Raw genomic sequence first — 17,528 nt, 5'->3', positions numbered from 1 at the left:
GATCCTGTCTGCCTTGCACAAAGCGGGACCATGTCAAGCAGCGATTCCCGGACGTCCCCCGATCCTGCATTCCCCGGCGCCGCCGACACGCGCCGGGAGGCGCTGCAGTGGCTCGCCTCCCTGGCGAAGGAGCGCCGGCTCTCGCCGAAGACGGTCGAGGCCTATGGCCGCGACCTGCGGCAGTTCCTGACCTTCCTCACCGGCCATCTCGGGGAGCCGCCCTCCGTCGGGGCGATCCTGGCGCTGAAGCCCCTCGACATCCGCTCCTTCCTGGCCGCCCGGCGCATGGGCGCGGTGCAGAGCCGCTCGCTCATGCGCCAGCTCGCGGCGCTCCGCTCCTTCGCGCGGCATCTCGAGCGGGAGGGCCACGGCACCGCCTCCGCCTTCGCGGCGATCCGCACGCCGAAGGTGGACCGGAACCTGCCGCGCCCCCTATCGGCCTCCGCCGCCGTGGCGGTGACGGACACCGAGACGCGGGCGGGGAGCGACCGGAAGCCCTGGATCCTGGCGCGGGACGCGGCGGTGCTCTCGCTCCTCTACGGGGCGGGCCTGCGCATCTCGGAGGCCCTCGGCCTCCGGCGCCGGGACGCGCCGGTGAACGGCATCGATTCGGTCACGGTGATCGGCAAGGGCGGCAAGATGCGCAGCGTTCCGGTGATTCCGCCGATCCAGCGCGCCGTGGAGGACTACCTGCGCCTGTGCCCCTACGCGGTGCCGCCGGAAGGCCCGCTCTTCGTCGGGGCCCGGGGCGGCCCGCTGTCGCCGCGCATCGTCCAGCTGGCGGTCGAGGAGCTGCGCGGTTCCTTAGGCCTGCCGGAGAGCGCGACGCCCCACGCCCTGCGCCACTCCTTCGCCACCCACCTCCTCGCCAAGGGCGGCGACCTGCGCGGCATCCAGGAGTTGCTCGGGCACGCCTCGCTCTCGACCACGCAGCTCTACACCAAGGTGGACGCGGCACGATTGATGGACGCCTTCGACGCGGCGCATCCAAGGGCAAGGACGAAATAGACCCGGGAGCCTTTGCGCCTCCGTTCCGCTCCTTCCTCCCGCAGAGAGGTCGCGCGCCGCAGGCACAGGGTGGCGTGTTCCCTTCCCCCACGGATCCCGGGAACATCCCCGATCCGCTTCTCTCATGTCTCATGCGCAGATCGGAGACAGGGGACGGGAACGGGAGGCGCAGCGCCTCCGCACTAGAGCGGATTGCGCTTCGATGGAATCGCACTCCGCTCAGAAGCTCTTGGTTTGCCGCATTTTCGGACGGAGAACCGGTGCCCACTTCTCCTGAAAATGCTCCATTCCGCGACCGCGTTCTCGTCCTTCCGGGGCCGCGAAGCGGAACCCGGAACCCACCGCCGCTGACGGAGCAGGACGAGCCGCAGTGGCGGTCATGGTTTTCCGCTCTGCAACGCCGGCGGTTATGGCTTCCGGGCTCGCCTGCGGCGCCCCGGAATGACGATGGGAGCGGCGGAAAGGCGACGGATTTCCTGCGCTCTTTTGCGCGCGATACGCTGGCTTCCGGCTACTCCGCCGCGATCCGCCCCAGCAGCTGACGTGCGGCCGGGCCGATGTCGCCGGCGGTCCAGTGCGGGCGGCACACGGACACGTAGCGGTTCTCGCCGCCGATCTCGATCACGGGGCCGAAGCGCACGGCCTCGCCGTTGGGATCGAATTTCAGGATCATCGTCGCCTTGCGGCCGCAATGGCAGAGCTGCTTGATTTCCTGAAAGTCCTGGGCCAGCGCCATGATCGTCGCGATCGCATCGCTGAAGAGCGTGCCGTAGACGTTGTTCTTGAGTCCATAGGCCATGACCGGCACGTTCAGCTCGTCGACGATCCAGGCGAGCTGACGGACCTGATCGGCGGTCATGAACTGAACCTCGTCGATCAGCACGGCCGTCACGGGCTTTTCGGCATGTTCGGCCGCCACGATGGCGGCGATGTCGTCCGTCTTCCTCACGGGGATCGCATCGGCCTCGAGGCCGATGCGGGATCTCACCTTGCCGACGCCGAAGCGGTCGTCGATCAGGCTCGTGAACAGCAGCACGTGGCCGCCGTTCTCGATGTAGTTGTGACGAACCTGCAGGAGATGCGTGGTCTTTCCCGCGTTCATCACAGAGTAGATGAAATGGAGCTTCGCCATGCCCCGAGACTACATGTGAATGGCGCGCTTCTCCACTGCGAGAGCCGCTTCCTTCACAGCTTCCGCGAGCGTCGGGTGCGCATGGCAGGTGCGGGCGATGTCCTCGGAGGAGGCGCCGAACTCCATGGCGATGGCGGCCTCGTGGATGAGGTTGCCCGCCTCCGGCCCGATGATGTGCACGCCGAGCACCTTGTCGGTCGCGGCGTCGGCCAGGATCTTCACGAAGCCGTCCGTGGTGCGGTTCACCTTGGCGCGGCCGTTCGCGGTGAAGGGGAACTTGCCGGCATTGTAGGCGATACCCGCCGCCTTGAGCTCCTCCTCCGTCTTGCCGACGGAAGCGACCTCCGGGAACGTGTAGACGACGCTCGGGATCACGTCGTAGTTCACGTGGCCCGCCTTGCCGGCGAGGATCTCGGCCACCGCGACGCCCTCGTCCTCGGCCTTGTGGGCGAGCATGGGGCCCGCGATCACGTCGCCGATGGCATAGATGCCGGTGACGTTGGTGGAGAAGTGCGCGTCGGTGAGGATGCGCCCCCGGGCGTCCTTCTGCACGCCCAGCTCCTCGAGGCCGAGGCCCTGCGTGTAGGGAACGCGGCCGACGGCGACGAGCACCACGTCGGCCTCGAGGGTCTCCGCGGCGCCGCCGGCGGCCGGCTCGAAGGTGAGGGTTGCGCCCTTCGGACCCTTCTCGACCTTCGTGACCTTGGCGCCGAGCTTGAACTGGAAGCCCTGCTTGGAAAGGATGCGCTGGAAGTTCTTGGCGACCTCGCCGTCCATGCCGGGCAGGATCCGGTCGAGATACTCCACCACCGTCACTTCCGAGCCGAGACGCCGCCAGACCGAGCCGAGTTCGAGGCCGATCACGCCGGCGCCGATCACCACGAGGCGCTTCGGCACGCTCGCGAGCTCGAGCGCGCCGGTCGAGGAGACGACCGTCTTCTCGTCGATCTCGATGCCGGGCAGGCGCGTGACGTCGGATCCCGTCGCGATGACGATGTTCCGGGTCTGGAGGATCTGGTTGGAGCCGTCCTCCCCGGTCACCTCCACCTGGCCCGCGGCGGCGATCCGCGCGGTGCCGTGGAAGGCATCGATCTTGTTCTTCTTGAGCAGGAACTCCACGCCCTTGGTGTTGCCGTCGACGCCCTCCTGCTTGAAGGCCTGCATCTTCTTCAGATCGAGCTTCGGCGCGGAAACGCCGATACCGAGATGCTCGAAATGATCGCGCGCTTCCTCGAACATGTGCGAGGCGTGGAGCAGCGCCTTGGAGGGAATGCAGCCCACGTTGAGGCAGGTGCCGCCATGGGTCTTGCGCTTCTCCACCACGGCCGTCTTGAGGCCGAGCTGCGCGGCGCGGATGGCGCACACATAGCCGCCGGGGCCGGTGCCGATGACGATGAGATCGTAGGACATGTCTTGTCTCCGCTTAACGCCATGCCCGGACCCGATCCGGGCATCCACGGCTTGTCCGAAGGCTTGAAGGCGTGGATGGCCGGGACGGGCCCGGCCGTGACGCTGAATTGACGGCGTTTCTTACAGATCGAGAACGAGGCGCGCCGGATCCTCCAGGGCCTCCTTGACCCGCACGAGGAAGGTCACGGCTTCCTTGCCGTCGACGATTCGGTGGTCGTAGGAGAGCGCGAGATACATCATCGGCCGCGCCACGATCTGGCCGTTGCGCACGACCGGGCGCTCCTCGATGCGGTGCATGCCGAGGATGCCCGATTGCGGCGCGTTGAGGATCGGCGTCGACATGAGCGAGCCGTAGATGCCGCCGTTGGTGATGGTGAAGGTGCCGCCCTGCATCTCCTCGATGGAGAGCTTGCCGTCGCGGGCGCGGCGGCCGAAATCGGCGATCTTCTTCTCGATCCCGGCGACCGACAGGAGGTCCGCGTCGCGCACCACCGGCACCACGAGCCCCTTGTCGGTGCCGACCGCGATGCCGATGTGGTAGTAGTTCTTGTAGACGATGTCCTGGCCGTCGATCTCGGCATTCACGGCCGGGACGTCCTTGAGGGCCTGGATCACCGCCTTGGTGAAGAAGCCCATGAAGCCGAGCTTCGTGCCGTGCTTCTTCTCGAACACGTCCTTGTACTGGCTGCGCAGCGCCATGACCGCGCTCATGTCCACGTCGTTGAACGTGGTGAGCATGGCGGCGGTGTTCTGGGCGTCCTTCAGGCGGCGCGCGATGGTCTGGCGCAGCTTGGTCATGCGCACGCGCTCCTCGCGCGCGGCATCGTCGGGCGCGGAGGGAGCGCGCACCTGCACCGGGGCCGGGGCGGGCGCGGCGGCGGCGCCGGTGGCGATCGCGGCGAGCATGTCGCCCTTCGTGACGCGGCCGTCCTTGCCCGTGCCGGCGACGGCGGCGGGGCTCACGCCGCTCTCGGCGGCGAGGCGGGCGACGGCGGGACCGTGGTCCTTGGCGGCGCCGGGCGCGGCAGCCGGCGCGGCGGCGGGAGCCGGAGCAGCCTTCGGAGCCTCGGCCTTCGGGGCCTCCGCCTTGGGCGCGGGCGCGGCGGCGGCGGCGCCCTCGATCACCGAGCCGAGCACCGCGCCGGGGGTGACCGTCTCGCCGTCCTTGGCGAGGATGTCGCCGAGCGTGCCGCTGACGGGGGCGTTGACCTCGAGGGTCACCTTGTCCGTCTCGAGCTCCAGCACGGGCTCGTCGGCCTTCACCGGATCGCCGGGCTTCTTGAACCAGCGGCCGATGGTGGCCTCTGAAACGGATTCACCGAGGGTGGGTACGCGGATTTCGGTTGCCATGGTCGTCTTGTCGTTTCAGGGCCGCTCGGCCCGTGGGAAAGGGGATGAGGTCTCTCGCGGCATTCAAGCCGCGAAAGCCTCGTCGAGGAAAGCCTGCAGCTGCGCCAGATGCTTGGACATCAGGCCGGTGGCGGTGGCGGCGGAGGCGGCGCGGCCCACGTAGCGCGGGCGGTCCACCTTGGAGCCGGCGGTCTTGAGCACCCATTCCAGATAGGGCTCGACGAAGGTCCAGGACCCCATGTTCTTGGGCTCCTCCTGGCACCACACCACGTCGGCCTTCTTGAAGCGGGCGAGCTCCGCCGCGAGGGACTTGGCCGGGAACGGATAGAGCTGCTCCACGCGCATCAGGTAGACGTCGTCGATCCCGCGCTTCTCCCGCTCCTCGTAGAGGTCGTAGTAGACCTTGCCGGTGCAGATCACCACCCGCCGGATCTTGTCGTCCTTGACGAGCTTGACGCCGTCGGAAAGGCGCTGGGCGTCGTCCTGCAGGACGCGATGGAACGAGGTGCCCTCGGAGATCGCACTCAAGGACGACACGGCCCGCTTGTGGCGCAGCAGCGACTTGGGCGTCATGAGGATCAGCGGCTTGCGGAAGTCGCGCTTCAGCTGCCGGCGCAGGATGTGGAAGTAGTTCGACGGGGTCGAGCAGTACGCCACCTGCATGTTGTCCTCGGCGCACATCTGCAGATAGCGCTCGAGGCGGGCGGAGGAGTGCTCGGGCCCCTGCCCCTCGTAGCCGTGCGGCAGCAGGCAGACGAGGCCCGACATGCGCAGCCACTTGCGCTCGCCGGAGGAGATGAACTGGTCGAACACCACCTGCGCGCCGTTCGCGAAGTCGCCGAACTGGGCCTCCCAGAGCACCAGCGCGTTCGGCTCGGAGAGGGAATAGCCGTACTCGAAGCCGAGCACCGCCTCCTCCGAGAGCATCGAGTTGATGACCTCGTAGCGGGCCTGGTCCTCGCGGATGTGGTTGAGGGGCGTGTAGCGCTCCTCGTTCTCCTGGTCGACCAGCACCGAATGGCGCTGCGAGAAGGTGCCGCGCTCGACGTCCTGGCCGGAGAGGCGCACGCGGTGGCCTTCGAGCAGGAGCGAGCCGAAGGCGAGCGCCTCCGCGGTCGCCCAGTCGATGCCCTCGCCGGTCTCGATCATCTTCTTGCGGTTGTCGAGGAAGCGCTGGATCGTGCGGTGGACGTGGAAGCCCTCCGGGATGGTCGTCAGTGCCTTCGCGATGTCCTTGAGGGTCTCGACCGGGACGCCGGTCTGGCCGCGCCGCGGATCGTCATGGTCCTCGCGCACGGCCTTGAGGCCCGCCCAGCGGCCGTCGAGCCAGTCGGCCTTGTTGGGCTTGTAGTTCTGGGCGATGTCGAACTCGGCCTCGAGCTTCGAGCGCCAGGCGCTCTTCATCTCCTCGACCTCGGCCTCGGTCACGGCGCCTTCCGCCAGGAGCTTCTTGGTGTAGAGCTCGACGATGGTCGGATGGGACCGGATCTTCCGGTACATCAGCGGCTGGGTGAAGGAAGGCTCGTCGCCCTCGTTGTGACCGAAGCGCCGGTAGCAGAACATGTCGATGACGACCGGCTTCTGGAACTTCTGGCGGTACTCGGTGGCGACCTTCGCCGCGAAGACCACCGCTTCCGGATCGTCCCCGTTCACGTGGAAGATCGGCGCCTCGACCATCTTCGCCACGTCGGACGGATAGGGCGAGGAGCGCGAGAAGCGCGGATCGGTGGTGAAGCCGATCTGGTTGTTGATGATGAAGTGGATCGAGCCGCCGGTGCGGTGGCCGCGCAGGCCCGAGAGGCCGAAGCACTCCGCCACCACGCCCTGGCCCGCGAAGGCCGCGTCGCCGTGGATGAGGAGCGGCATGACGGCGGTGCGGTTGTCCGGCGTGCAGCCGTGCTGGTCCTGCTTGGCGCGCACCTTTCCGAGCACCACCGGATCGACGATCTCGAGATGCGACGGGTTGGCGGTGAGCGAGAGATGCACGTTGTTGCCGTCGAAGGACCGGTCGGACGACGCGCCGAGATGGTACTTCACGTCGCCGGATCCCTCCACGTCGTCGGGCGCGAAGGAGCCGCCCTTGAACTCGTGGAAGAGCGCCCGGTGCGGCTTGCCCATGACCTGGGTGAGCACGTTCAGGCGGCCGCGGTGGGCCATGCCGAGCACGATCTCCTTCACGCCGAGGTTGCCGCCGCGCTTGATGATCTGCTCAAGCGCCGGGATCAGCGACTCGCCGCCGTCGAGGCCGAAGCGCTTGGTGCCGGTGTACTTCAGGTCGAGGAACTTCTCGAAGCCCTCCGCCTCGACGAGCTTGTTGAGGATCGCCCGCTTGCCCTCGCGGGTAAAGGTGATCTCCTTGTCCGGCCCCTCGATGCGCTCCTGGATCCACGCCTTCTCGGCGGGATCGGAAATGTGCATGAACTCGACGCCGAGGGTCTGGCAGTAGGTGCGCTCCAGGATCGCCACGATCTCGCGGATCGTCGCGAATTCGAGCCCGAGAACGTTGTCGAGGAAGATCCTGCGGTCCCAGTCGGCCTCGGTGAAGCCGTAGTGGGAGGGGTGCAGCTCCTGGTCGTTCGGGCGGGGGTTGATGCCGAGCGGGTCCAGCTTCGCGTGGAGATGGCCGCGCACCCGGTAGGCGCGGATCAGCATGATCGCGCGAACCGAGTCGCGGGTCGCCTGGAGCACCTGCTCCTGGCTCATCTCGGCGCCCTTCTCGGCCGCCTTGGCCTTGATCTTGTCGCCGACCGCCTTCTCGACCTGGGCCCAGTTGCCGTCGAGGGCGGAGATCAGCTCCCCGTTGGCGGCGAGCGGCCAGTTCGGCTTCTTCCAGGACGCACCGCGGGCATTCTGGGCGACCGCCTGCCGGTCGTCCTTGAGCGCCCCGAAGAAGGCCTGCCACTCCTGATCCACCGAGGCGGGATCGTTCTGGTAGCGGGCGTAGAGCTCCTCGATGTAGGGCGCGTTCGCCCCGTAGAGGAAGGCGGTGTTGAGGAAAGTCTCGTTGGCGTCCTGGCGTGCCATGGCAATACTCGATCAAACGATGCGAAGGGCCGCCCCAGCCTTCCGGGGCGGCCGGCGGCTTTATCGGCCTTTCAGAACCTCAACCAAGGTTTTTCCAAGGCGCGCGGGCGAAGGCGACACGCGGATGCCCGCCGCCTCCATGGCCGCGATCTTGTCCTCGGCGCCGCCCTTGCCGCCCGAGATGATGGCGCCCGCATGGCCCATGCGGCGCCCGGGCGGGGCCGTGCGGCCGGCGATGAACCCGACCATGGGCTTCTTGCGGCCCTTCTTCGCCTCGCGGGCGATGAATTCGGCGGCCTCCTCCTCGGCCGAGCCGCCGATCTCGCCGATCATGACGATCGATTCGGTCTTCGGATCGGAGAGGAACATGTCGAGCACCTCGATGAACTCGGTGCCCTTCACCGGGTCGCCGCCGATGCCGACGGCGGTGGTCTGGCCGAGGCCCTCGTTGGTGGTCTGGAACACGGCTTCGTAGGTGAGCGTGCCGGAGCGGGAGACGATGCCGACCGAGCCCGGCTTGAAGATGTTGGCCGGCATGATGCCGATCTTCGACTCGCCCGCCGTCACGATGCCGGGGCAGTTCGGGCCGATGAGGCGCGACCTGGAGCCCTCCAGCGCGCGCTTCACGCGCACCATGTCGAGCACCGGAATGCCCTCCGTGATGCAGACGATGAGCGGGATCTCGGCGTCGATCGCCTCGCAGATCGCATCCGCCGCGCCCGGAGGCGGCACGTAGATCACCGACGCATCGGCGCCGGTCTTCTCGCGCGCTTCCATGACCGTGTCGAAGACGGGCAGGCCCAGATGGGTCGAGCCGCCCTTGCCCGGCGAGGTGCCGCCGACCATCTTGGTGCCGTAGGCGATGGCCTGCTCGGAATGGAAGGTGCCGTTCTTGCCGGTGAAGCCCTGGCAGATGACCTTGGTGTTCTTGTCGATGAGGATGGACATCGGGCGTAACCTTACTTCCCGCCGCGCACGGCGTTCACGATCTTCTGGGCGGCGTCGTCGAGGTCGTCCGCCGGGATGACGTTGAGGCCGGATTCGCGGATGATGGTCTTGCCCTCTTCCACGTTGGTGCCCTCGAGGCGCACCACCAGCGGAACCTGCAGACCCACCGCCTTCACCGCCGCCAGGACGCCGCGGGCGATCACGTCGCACTTCATGATGCCGCCGAAGATGTTGACGAGGATGCCCTTCACGTTCGGGTCGGCGGTGATGATCTTGAACGCCGCCGTCACCTTCTCTTCCGAAGCGCCGCCGCCGACGTCGAGGAAGTTCGCCGGCTCCTCGCCGTAGAGCTTGATGATGTCGAGCGTCGCCATGGCGAGGCCCGCGCCGTTGACCATGCAGCCGATGGTGCCGTCGAGCGCGATGTAGGCGAGGTCGTACTTGGAGGCCTCGATCTCCTTCTCGTCCTCCTCCGTCAGGTCGCGCAGCTCCATGACCTCGGGATGGCGGTAGAGCGCGTTGGAATCGAAGGAGACCTTCGCGTCGAGGCACCTGAGGTGGCCGTCCTTGGTGACGATCAGCGGGTTGATCTCGAGCATCGACATGTCCTTCGCGACGAAGGCCGCGTAGAGCTTCGTCACGAGGTCCTGGGCCTCCTTGGCGAGCGGCCCCTTGAGACCGAGCGCCTTGGCGACCTTGAGGCCGTGGAACGGCATCACGCCCGTCGCGGGATCGACCGAGAAGGTGAGGATCTTCTCAGGGGTGTCGTGCGCCACCTGCTCGATGTCCATGCCCCCTTCCGTCGAGACGACGAAGGCGATGCGGCTCGTGGCGCGGTCGACCAGCATGGAGAGGTAGAATTCGGTCTCGATGTCGGAGCCGTCCTCGATGTAGAGACGGTTGACCTGCTTGCCGGCCTCGCCCGTCTGCACGGTGACGAGGGTGTTGCCGAGCATCTGACGCGCGAATTCCTTCACCTCGTCGACGGACTTGGCGAGGCGCACGCCGCCCTTCTCGCCGGCGGCGGCCTCCTTGAACCTGCCCTTGCCGCGGCCGCCCGCGTGGATCTGGGACTTGACGACCCAGAGCGGGCCGCCGAGCTCCTTCGCGGCCGCCTCGGCCTCGTCGGGGGAGAAGATGGCCTTGCCCCGGGACACGGGGAGGCCGAACTCCTTCAGGATGGCCTTGGCCTGATATTCATGGATGTTCATGTGTTCGCACCTTTAAGGCGAATGGGTCGTGGCGAAGGGGAAAGGGGAGCGGGATCGCGAAGCAGGGGACCTGTCCACGCCCCACTCACCATCCGCCTCACTTCAACGCCGGATTGATCTGCTTGCAGGCATCCACGAGGCCCTGCACCGAAGCGACGGACTTGGCGAACATCGCCTTCTCCTCGCCGGTGAACTCGACCTCGACGATGCGCTCGACGCCCTTCGCGCCGATCACGATCGGCACGCCGACGAACATGTCCTTCACCCCGTACTGGCCGGTCAGGTAGGCGGCGCAGGGCAGGACGCGCTTCTTGTCCTTGAGGTAGCTCTCGGCCATGGCGATGGCCGACGCGGCCGGAGCATAGAAGGCGGAGCCGGTCTTGAGCAGGTTGACGATCTCGCCGCCGCCCTTGCGGGTGCGCTCGACCATGGCGTCGAGCTTCTCTTGGCTCGTCCAGCCCATCTTCACCAGGTCGGGGAGCGGAATGCCGGCGACGGTGGAGTAGCGCACGAGCGGCACCATGTCGTCGCCGTGGCCGCCGAGCACGAAGGCGGTGACGTCCTTCACCGACACGTTGAACTCCTCCGCCAGGAAGTGGCGGAAGCGGGCGGAATCGAGCACGCCGGCCATGCCGACGATCTTTTCGGGCTTCACGCCCGAGAACTTCTGCAGCGCCCAGACCATGGCGTCGAGCGGGTTCGTGATGCAGATGACGAAGGCGTTCGGGGCGTACTGCTTGATGCCGTTGCCGACCGCTTCCATGACCTTCAGGTTGATGCCGAGAAGATCGTCGCGGCTCATGCCCGGCTTGCGCGGCACGCCGGCGGTCACGATCACGACGTCCGCGCCCTCGATGGCGGCGTAGTCGTTGGCGCCCGCATAGCTGGCGTCGAACCCATCGACCGGGGCGGACTCGGCGATGTCGAGACCCTTGCCCTGAGGAATGCCGTCCGCGATGTCGAAGAGGACGACGTCGCCGAGTTCCTTCAAGCCTGCCAGATGGGCGAGCGTGCCGCCGATCTGGCCGGCGCCGATGAGCGCGATCTTGGAACGAGCCATGGATGTATCCTTGGATTGTATGGAGGCGCGAGCCTTTAGAAGGTGGCGCTGTTTGACACGAGAAATGGGGCCGCTTCAAGCCAGCAAAAGGTTAATCCGCAAGGGTTTGAGGGTTAAATTGCCGGCTAACGTTCTCATCGCCGACCAAAAAGCGCAATTCTTCAGTGACTTAGTGGCAAGCGGCGGGCGGGCAATAAGTCGTTACAGTTTTCCCGAATTGTAACTTGCGTTACACCATACCGAACGAGAGGGCCCGGAGCATGACCCGCGTCACGGCCGCAAGGCGCTGGTCGAGCACCTCCTGGGGCACCTCCGCGTCGAGACGGACGGTCAGGGGGTTGATGAACCGGTAGGAGAGATCCGTGACGAGGGCGAGGGCGCGCTCCCGGTCGCGGGGGTCGAACTTGCCCGTGGCGATCCCCTCGTCCAGGACCCGCTCGGTCAATTGCCGCATGCGGGCCCTGTGCTTCCGGATCAGCGGGCGGGAGGTCTCCGTCGCGGCGCAGAGGACGTCGAAGAGGTGCCGGTCCTCCTTGAGCAGTTCCCGATGGGTCCGCGCGGAGGCCTGGATCAGCCGCTCCAGCTTGTCGTCGGCGGGATCGGGCGCATCCGCGATCTCGGCGATCAGGGTCTCCAGGGACCGGAGCCATTGCCCGGCCACCGCATCGATCAGGGCGGCCTTCGAGGGAAAGTAGCGGTAGACATTGGCATGGGTCATGCCCGCCGCCTCGGCGATTCCGACCACGGTGATCCGGCGCGGCCCCAGGCGCCGCAGGTGGTCGGCGGCGATGGCGAGGAGCCGCGTGTCGGCGGGAGCCTCCGCGGAGCGAAGGGCGCCGCCGCGCGCCCGCTTCATGTCTCCACCAGCCCCGTCGACTGCCCGGAGCCGGCCGAGTCGGCGCGCCCGTGCGGCAGGGCGAGGTATTCCCCGGAGCGCATCTCGATGAGGCGCGACACGGTCCGGTCGAACTCGAACGCCTCGCGCCCCGTCTCCGCCCGGTAGAGCTCGTGGGCCTCCGCCTCGGCGGAGGCGAGGAGCTTCACGTGCGCGTCGTAGAGCGCGTCGATCAGCATGATGAACCGCTTGGCCTCGTTGCGGCGCTCGAAGTCCATCCGCGGGATGTCCTCCAGCACGAGGGTATGGAACTCCTCGGCGATGGCGAGATAGTCGGCCGCCCCGAGGGGGACGGAGCAGAGATCGGCGAACCTTGCCCGCGCGACGCCTCCCGCGGCCTCGGGGATCGCGACGGGATGGCCCTTCACGGTCAGCGTGACGGGCTCGCCGCGGCTGCGTCCGGTCAGGCTCCGGAAGGCCCGGCTCAGGGCCGCGTGGGCCTCGGCGTCCGCGGGCGTGTAGAACACGGGGCTGCCGGCGAGCTTCTCCAGGCGGAAATCGGTGCGCGCCTCGAGCTTGAGGATGTCCATCCGCTGCTTGAGGAGGTCGATGAACGGCAGGAAGAGCGTGCGGTTCAGCCCGCCTTCGTAGAGCCGGTCGGGCTCCACGTTGGAGGTGGCGACCACCACCACCCCGTGGGCGAACAGTGCCGTGAACAGACGCCCGAGGATCATCGCATCCGCGATGTCCGTCACCGTGAACTCGTCGAAGCACAGGACCCAGGCCTCGTGGGCCAGCTCCTCCGCCACGGGGCCGATGGGGTCGTCGCCCTTCGCCTGCCCGGCCTTCAGCTTCTGGCGGAAGGCGTGGATCCGCCCGTGCACGTCGGCCATGAAGGCGTGGAAATGGACCCGGCGTTTGCGCCGGACGGGGAGCGCCTCATAGAACAGGTCCATGAGCATGGTCTTGCCGCGCCCGACCGAGCCCCAGACGTAGAGGCCCTTCGGGGGAGCGGGGTTGCGCTTGCCGAAGAGCCACCCGAGGGCGCTGTTCTTCCGCGCCAGGCGGAAGCCGCTCAGGCTCCCGGCGAGCGCGTCGAGACGGGCGACCAGCCGGACCTGGGCCGGGTCGGATTCGATGGCTCCCGAGCGGACGAGAGCGTCGTAGCGGGCGGCCAGGGTCTTGGCCAGGGTCTTGGCCAGGGTCTTGGGCGGAAGGGAACGATCGTGGGGCACGCGAGACCGATACCCTTCTCCCGCCGCGAGCGCAAACGGCCTATCGCGACAGGCTGATGGGCGCGCCCGACTTGGCGAGGACGCCGCTCAGGGAACCCGGCGAGCCGCGCAGGCGCGCGGCGACCGCGCCGCCCGTCTGGTAGAGATAGACCTCCCCGTCCCGGTAGTCCCAGGCATAGATCCTGGAAAGGTCCTGGCTCGGGCATCCGGTGGCGGAGGCGCGGTAGAGATCGAGGGAGGGCGAGCTGGTGAGCTGCACCTTGCAGCTGCCGCCCGCGACCGTCGCCGTCCAGTTGCCGACCATGGCCGTGCGGCTCGCGGGCGCCGGGGTCGCGGCGGGAGCGGGAGCGGCGGCCGGCGGAAGCCCCGCGACCTCGGTGCCGGGCGCGGCGGCCCCGGGCATGCCCGACATCGGCGCGCCCGCGACCGGCGGGAGCGGCTGGCCCTCCAGCGGCGGCAGGGGCGCCGAGGTGACGGGACCGGAGGGCACCGCCTCGACGGGAGGCGGGTTCGCGGGAGCGGCGGCGGCGCTGCGGATCGGCGCGCCGCCGAACCGGGCGGAGGAGCATGCGCCGAGCGACAGCGCGGCGGCGACCGTCGCCGTCACGATCCAGAGGGAGCTTCTCATCTTGGTCCTCACCATGCTTGGCCGTATTCCCGAGACACACTGCATTCGGCCGTTGCCCGTTCCGGGGCGGCCTGCCTGAGGTCGGTCCGAAGGCTCGTCCGCAGAGTAGGGCGCGGCCGCCGACAAAAAAAGGCGCACGAGGCGCCTTTTCGTCGAGGTGTTGCAGGCAAGCGTCACACCACCCGCGCCACCATCATCTTCTTGATCTCGGCGATGGCCTTGGCCGGGTTGAGGCCCTTGGGGCAGGTGTTGGCGCAGTTCATGATCGTGTGGCAGCGGTAGAGCCGGAACGGGTCGTGCAGGTTGTCGAGCCGCTCGCCCGTGCTCTCGTCGCGGCTGTCGATGAGCCAGCGATAGGCCTGGAGCAGGGCGGCGGGGCCGAGGAAGCGGTCGCCGTTCCACCAGTAGCTCGGGCACGAGGTGGTGCAGCAGGCGCACAGGATGCACTCGTAGAGCCCGTCGAGCTTGGAGCGCTCCTCGGGGGTCTGGCGCCATTCGGTCTCCGGCTCCGGCGTCTGGGTCTGGAGCCAGGGCTCGATGGAGGCGTGCTGGGCGAAGAAGCTCGTGAGGTCCGGCACCAGGTCCTTCAGCACCGGCATGTGCGGCAGGGGGTAGATCTTGATGCTGTCGGACTGGCAGTCGTCGATGCCGAGCGTGCAGGCGAGCGTGTTCTGCCCCATGATGTTCATGGCGCAGGAGCCGCAGATGCCCTCGCGGCAGGAGCGGCGGAAGGTCAGGGTCGGATCGACCTTGTTCTTGATCCACAGCAGGGCGTCGAGCACCATCGGGCCGCAATCGTCCCGGTCGACGTAGTAGGTGTCGATGCGCGGATTCGCGCCGTCGTCGGGATTCCAGCGGTAGATGCGGAACTCCTGCACCCGGCCGCCCGCGGGCTTCGGCCACTTCTTGCCTTCGGTGTACTGGGAGTTTTTCGGGAGGGTGAACTGGGCCATCTCAGATGTCTCGTCAGATGAGGCATTGGTTGGTTTCTGGTACTTGTGAACTCATTGAGGACACTCCAGAACATCGGAATTTTTCGAGACCTGTGGGGTTTGGCATTGCTGCTCATACATCCCACTGGCGGAACAATTTGATAGAACGAGACGATCAGATTGTGCTTCGATATCAAAGGTGCAGACTTCTACATCCTCACCAATCCAAGCCTCTCCTCTCTTACCACGCATAGTCAGGACATTGCGTCTCACAGAGTAGCGACCATCTGTTGCAAAACCTTCGGGATAGCGTCCAAGCCAGTACTGCGTACTGCTCATAAGATTTCTCTTCCCGAAGCAGAGGATATAGACGGTTCTACTCCTCTCGTTCTTTTCTTCTCTCGTCCAGCATCCTGCGAGGTTATGCTCAGAGAAGCTAGGAGCAGCCATCAGTGACATGTTTGCTCCTAGCATTACTGCTAAACTCCCTCCCAGGGCACGCGTGATCATCAATACACGCGAGCCTTCGGCTCGATGTACTGGATCTCGTTCGACATGGTGTAGGTGTGCACCGGCCGGTAATCGATGGTCACCTTGTGGGTGGTGTCGTCGAGCCAGCTCAGGGTATGCTTCATCCAGTCCCTGTCGTTGCGGTCGGGGAAGTCCTCGCGGGCGTGGGCGCCGCGGGACTCGGTGCGGTTGGCGGCGCTCTCCATGGTCACCACGGCCTGGCCGATCAGGTTGTCGAACTCGAGCGTCTCGATCAGGTCCGTGTTCCAGATCAGGGAGCGGTCGGTGACCTTGATGTCGGAGGCTGCGTTCCAGACCTTGTGGATGAGCTCCTTGCCTTCCGCGAGGACCTCGCCGGTGCGGAACACCGCGCAGTTGTTCTGCATGGTCTTCTGCATCTCGAGGCGCAGCTCCGCCGTCGGGGTCGAGCCGTTGGCGTGGCGGAAGCGGTCGAGGCGCGACAGGGCGAGCTCGTCCGCGCCCTTGGGCAGGTCGGGGTGCTTCTCGTTGGGGGTGAGGATCTCGGCGCAGCGCAGGCCGGCCGCGCGGCCGAACACCACGAGGTCGATGAGCGAGTTGGAGCCGAGGCGGTTCGCCCCGTGCACCGACACGCAGGCCGCCTCGCCCAGCGCCATGAGGCCCGGCACCACCGTGTCCGGGTTGCCGTCCTTCAGGGTCAGGACCTCGCCGTGATAGTTCGTGGGGATGCCGCCCATGTTGTAGTGGACGGTCGGCAGGACCGGGATCGGCTCCTTCGTCACGTCGACGCCGGCGAAGATCTTGGCGCTCTCCGAGATGCCGGGCAGGCGCTCGTGCAGGATCTTCGGGTCGAGGTGGTCCAGGTGCAGGTAGATGTGGTCCTTGTTCTTGCCCACGCCGCGGCCGGCGCGGATCTCCATGGTCATCGCGCGGGAGACCACGTCGCGGGAGGCGAGATCCTTGGCGGAGGGCGCGTAGCGCTCCATGAAGCGCTCGCCCTCGGAGTTGGTGAGATAGCCGCCCTCGCCGCGCGCGCCCTCGGTGATGAGGCAGCCCGCGCCGTAGATGCCGGTGGGATGGAACTGCACGAATTCCATGTCCTGCAGCGGCAGGCCCGCGCGCAGCACCATCGCGTTGCCGTCGCCCGTGCAGGTATGGGCGGAGGTGGCCGAGAAATAGGCGCGCCCGTAGCCGCCGGTGGCGAGGATCGTCATGTGGGCGCGGAAGCGGTGGATCTCGCCGGTGGACTGATTGAGGGCGACGACGCCGATGCAGCGGCCCTCGTCGTTCATCATCAGGTCGAGGGCGAAGTATTCGATGAAGAAGTTCGTCTGGTTCTTCACTGCCTGCCCGTAGAGGGTGTGCAGGATGGCATGGCCCGTCCGGTCGGCGGCGGCGCAGGTGCGCTGCGCCGTGCCCTTGCCGTAGTTGGTGGTCATGCCGCCGAAGGGGCGCTGGTAGATCTTGCCTTCCTCCGTGCGGGAGAAGGGCACGCCCCAGTGCTCCAGCTCGTAGACGGCCGCGGGCGCGTTGCGGCAGAGATACTCGATGGCGTCCTGGTCGCCGAGCCAGTCCGACCCCTTGACGGTATCGTACATGTGCCAGCGCCAGTCGTCCGGCCCCATGTTGCCGAGGGAGGCGGAGATGCCCCCCTGCGCCGCCACGGTGTGCGAGCGGGTCGGGAAGACCTTGGTGATGCAGGCGGTGCGCAGGCCCGCCTGCGAGCAGCCGACGGTGGCGCGCAGCCCCGCGCCGCCCGCGCCGACGATCACCACGTCGAAGGTGTGGTCGACGATGGTGTAGGCCTTGCCGTTGATGTTCGTTGCTTGGGCCATGGGTGAACTCCTTTAGATCAGGATCCGGCCGAGGCTGACCTTCAGGATCGCGTAGAGGCACGCGACGGCGACGATCACGGCGTAGAAGTTGTTGGCGATCACCGCGGCGATCTTCAGGCCTTTGTCGTGGACGTAGTCCTCGATGATGATCTGCATGCCCATCCGCATGTGGTTCGTCACGGAGACGACCGCGAGGATGAGGACGATCGCCACGAGCGGGTGCGAGACGATGGAAACCGCCTCCTCGTAGCCGCTGCCCGCAAGGGCCGCCACGATGATGACGAAGGCAATGATGAGCGGGATGTTCGACACCGCCGTGACCCGGTGGAGCCACCAGTGCTCCACCCCGTGCCCGGAGGCGCCGAGGCCCTTCACGCGGGCAAGCGGGGTGCGCATGGAAACGCGGGTGTCAGCCCTGTTGTCGGCCATGG

General features: G+C 67.2%; 15 protein-coding genes. 1 reads left to right on the top strand and 14 read right to left on the bottom strand.

The genetic code is table 11. The features are described 5' to 3' along the window. Positions 1-30: 30 nt before the first annotated feature. The gene (locus GDR74_RS02565) at positions 31-1,008 is read left to right on the top strand and encodes a tyrosine recombinase XerC (protein WP_152584833.1); all 978 of its coding nucleotides are present in this window, start codon (positions 31-33) and stop codon (positions 1,006-1,008) included. A 511-nt stretch (positions 1,009-1,519) separates the two neighbouring features. On the opposite strand, the gene GDR74_RS02560 is transcribed toward GDR74_RS02565, so the two are convergent. The 14 genes from GDR74_RS02560 to sdhD all read right to left on the bottom strand — a co-directional run bounded on the left by GDR74_RS02560 (position 1,520) and on the right by sdhD (position 17,526). Further along, positions 1,520-2,140: a thymidine kinase gene (locus tag GDR74_RS02560; protein WP_152584832.1), complete on the bottom strand. Its 621-nt coding sequence runs from the start codon at positions 2,138-2,140 to the stop codon at positions 1,520-1,522. A 9-nt stretch (positions 2,141-2,149) separates the two neighbouring features. Beyond that, entirely contained in the window at positions 2,150-3,550 is a 1,401-nt protein-coding gene (lpdA, locus tag GDR74_RS02555) for a dihydrolipoyl dehydrogenase (protein WP_152584831.1), read from the bottom strand. A gap of 120 nt (positions 3,551-3,670) precedes the next feature. Beyond that, positions 3,671-4,900, bottom strand: a complete 1,230-nt coding sequence (odhB, locus tag GDR74_RS02550; protein WP_152584830.1) for a 2-oxoglutarate dehydrogenase complex dihydrolipoyllysine-residue succinyltransferase — start codon at positions 4,898-4,900, stop codon at positions 3,671-3,673. A gap of 63 nt (positions 4,901-4,963) precedes the next feature. Continuing rightward, positions 4,964-7,924, bottom strand: a complete 2,961-nt coding sequence (locus GDR74_RS02545) for a 2-oxoglutarate dehydrogenase E1 component (RefSeq protein ID WP_152584829.1) — start codon at positions 7,922-7,924, stop codon at positions 4,964-4,966. Positions 7,925-7,984: 60 nt separating this feature from the next. Then, complete coding sequence (gene sucD / locus GDR74_RS02540; protein ID WP_152584828.1) at positions 7,985-8,872, bottom strand: succinate--CoA ligase subunit alpha; 888 nt, start codon at positions 8,870-8,872, stop codon at positions 7,985-7,987. A gap of 11 nt (positions 8,873-8,883) precedes the next feature. Continuing rightward, positions 8,884-10,083: an ADP-forming succinate--CoA ligase subunit beta gene (gene sucC / locus GDR74_RS02535; RefSeq protein ID WP_152584827.1), complete on the bottom strand. Its 1,200-nt coding sequence runs from the start codon at positions 10,081-10,083 to the stop codon at positions 8,884-8,886. A gap of 97 nt (positions 10,084-10,180) precedes the next feature. Then, positions 10,181-11,143 (bottom strand): malate dehydrogenase, encoded by a 963-nt coding sequence (gene mdh, locus GDR74_RS02530; RefSeq protein WP_152584826.1) that lies wholly within the window; start codon positions 11,141-11,143, stop codon positions 10,181-10,183. 229 nt (positions 11,144-11,372) lie between these two features. Beyond that, positions 11,373-11,999: a TetR/AcrR family transcriptional regulator gene (locus GDR74_RS02525; protein WP_152584825.1), complete on the bottom strand. Its 627-nt coding sequence runs from the start codon at positions 11,997-11,999 to the stop codon at positions 11,373-11,375. After that, positions 11,996-13,168: a cell division protein ZapE gene (gene zapE / locus GDR74_RS02520; protein ID WP_425486966.1), complete on the bottom strand. Its 1,173-nt coding sequence runs from the start codon at positions 13,166-13,168 to the stop codon at positions 11,996-11,998. The genes GDR74_RS02525 and zapE overlap by 4 nt, the downstream gene beginning before the upstream one ends. Before the next feature lie 85 nt (positions 13,169-13,253). Further along, positions 13,254-13,841 carry an AprI/Inh family metalloprotease inhibitor gene (locus GDR74_RS02515; RefSeq protein WP_152584823.1) on the bottom strand — a complete coding sequence of 196 codons (588 nt, stop codon included), beginning with the start codon at positions 13,839-13,841 and terminating at the stop codon, positions 13,254-13,256. Between the two features lie 173 nt (positions 13,842-14,014). Then, entirely contained in the window at positions 14,015-14,794 is a 780-nt protein-coding gene (locus GDR74_RS02510; RefSeq protein WP_152584822.1) for a succinate dehydrogenase iron-sulfur subunit, read from the bottom strand. Positions 14,795-14,845: 51 nt separating this feature from the next. Further along, on the bottom strand, positions 14,846-15,112 hold the full coding sequence (locus GDR74_RS02505) for a hypothetical protein (protein ID WP_152584821.1): 267 nt from the start codon (positions 15,110-15,112) through the stop codon (positions 14,846-14,848). 170 nt (positions 15,113-15,282) lie between these two features. Then, a complete protein-coding gene (gene sdhA / locus GDR74_RS02500; RefSeq protein WP_152584820.1) occupies positions 15,283-17,097 on the bottom strand; it encodes a succinate dehydrogenase flavoprotein subunit in 1,815 nt (604 codons plus the stop codon). A 12-nt stretch (positions 17,098-17,109) separates the two neighbouring features. After that, positions 17,110-17,526, bottom strand: coding sequence for a succinate dehydrogenase, hydrophobic membrane anchor protein (gene sdhD / locus GDR74_RS02495; RefSeq protein ID WP_152584819.1), 417 nt, complete (start codon positions 17,524-17,526; stop codon positions 17,110-17,112). Positions 17,527-17,528 lie beyond the last annotated feature (2 nt).

Source organism: Microvirga thermotolerans (assembly GCF_009363855.1).
Taxonomy (GTDB): domain Bacteria; phylum Pseudomonadota; class Alphaproteobacteria; order Rhizobiales; family Beijerinckiaceae; genus Microvirga; species Microvirga thermotolerans.
This window is presented reverse-complemented; position numbering and strand designations above follow the sequence as displayed.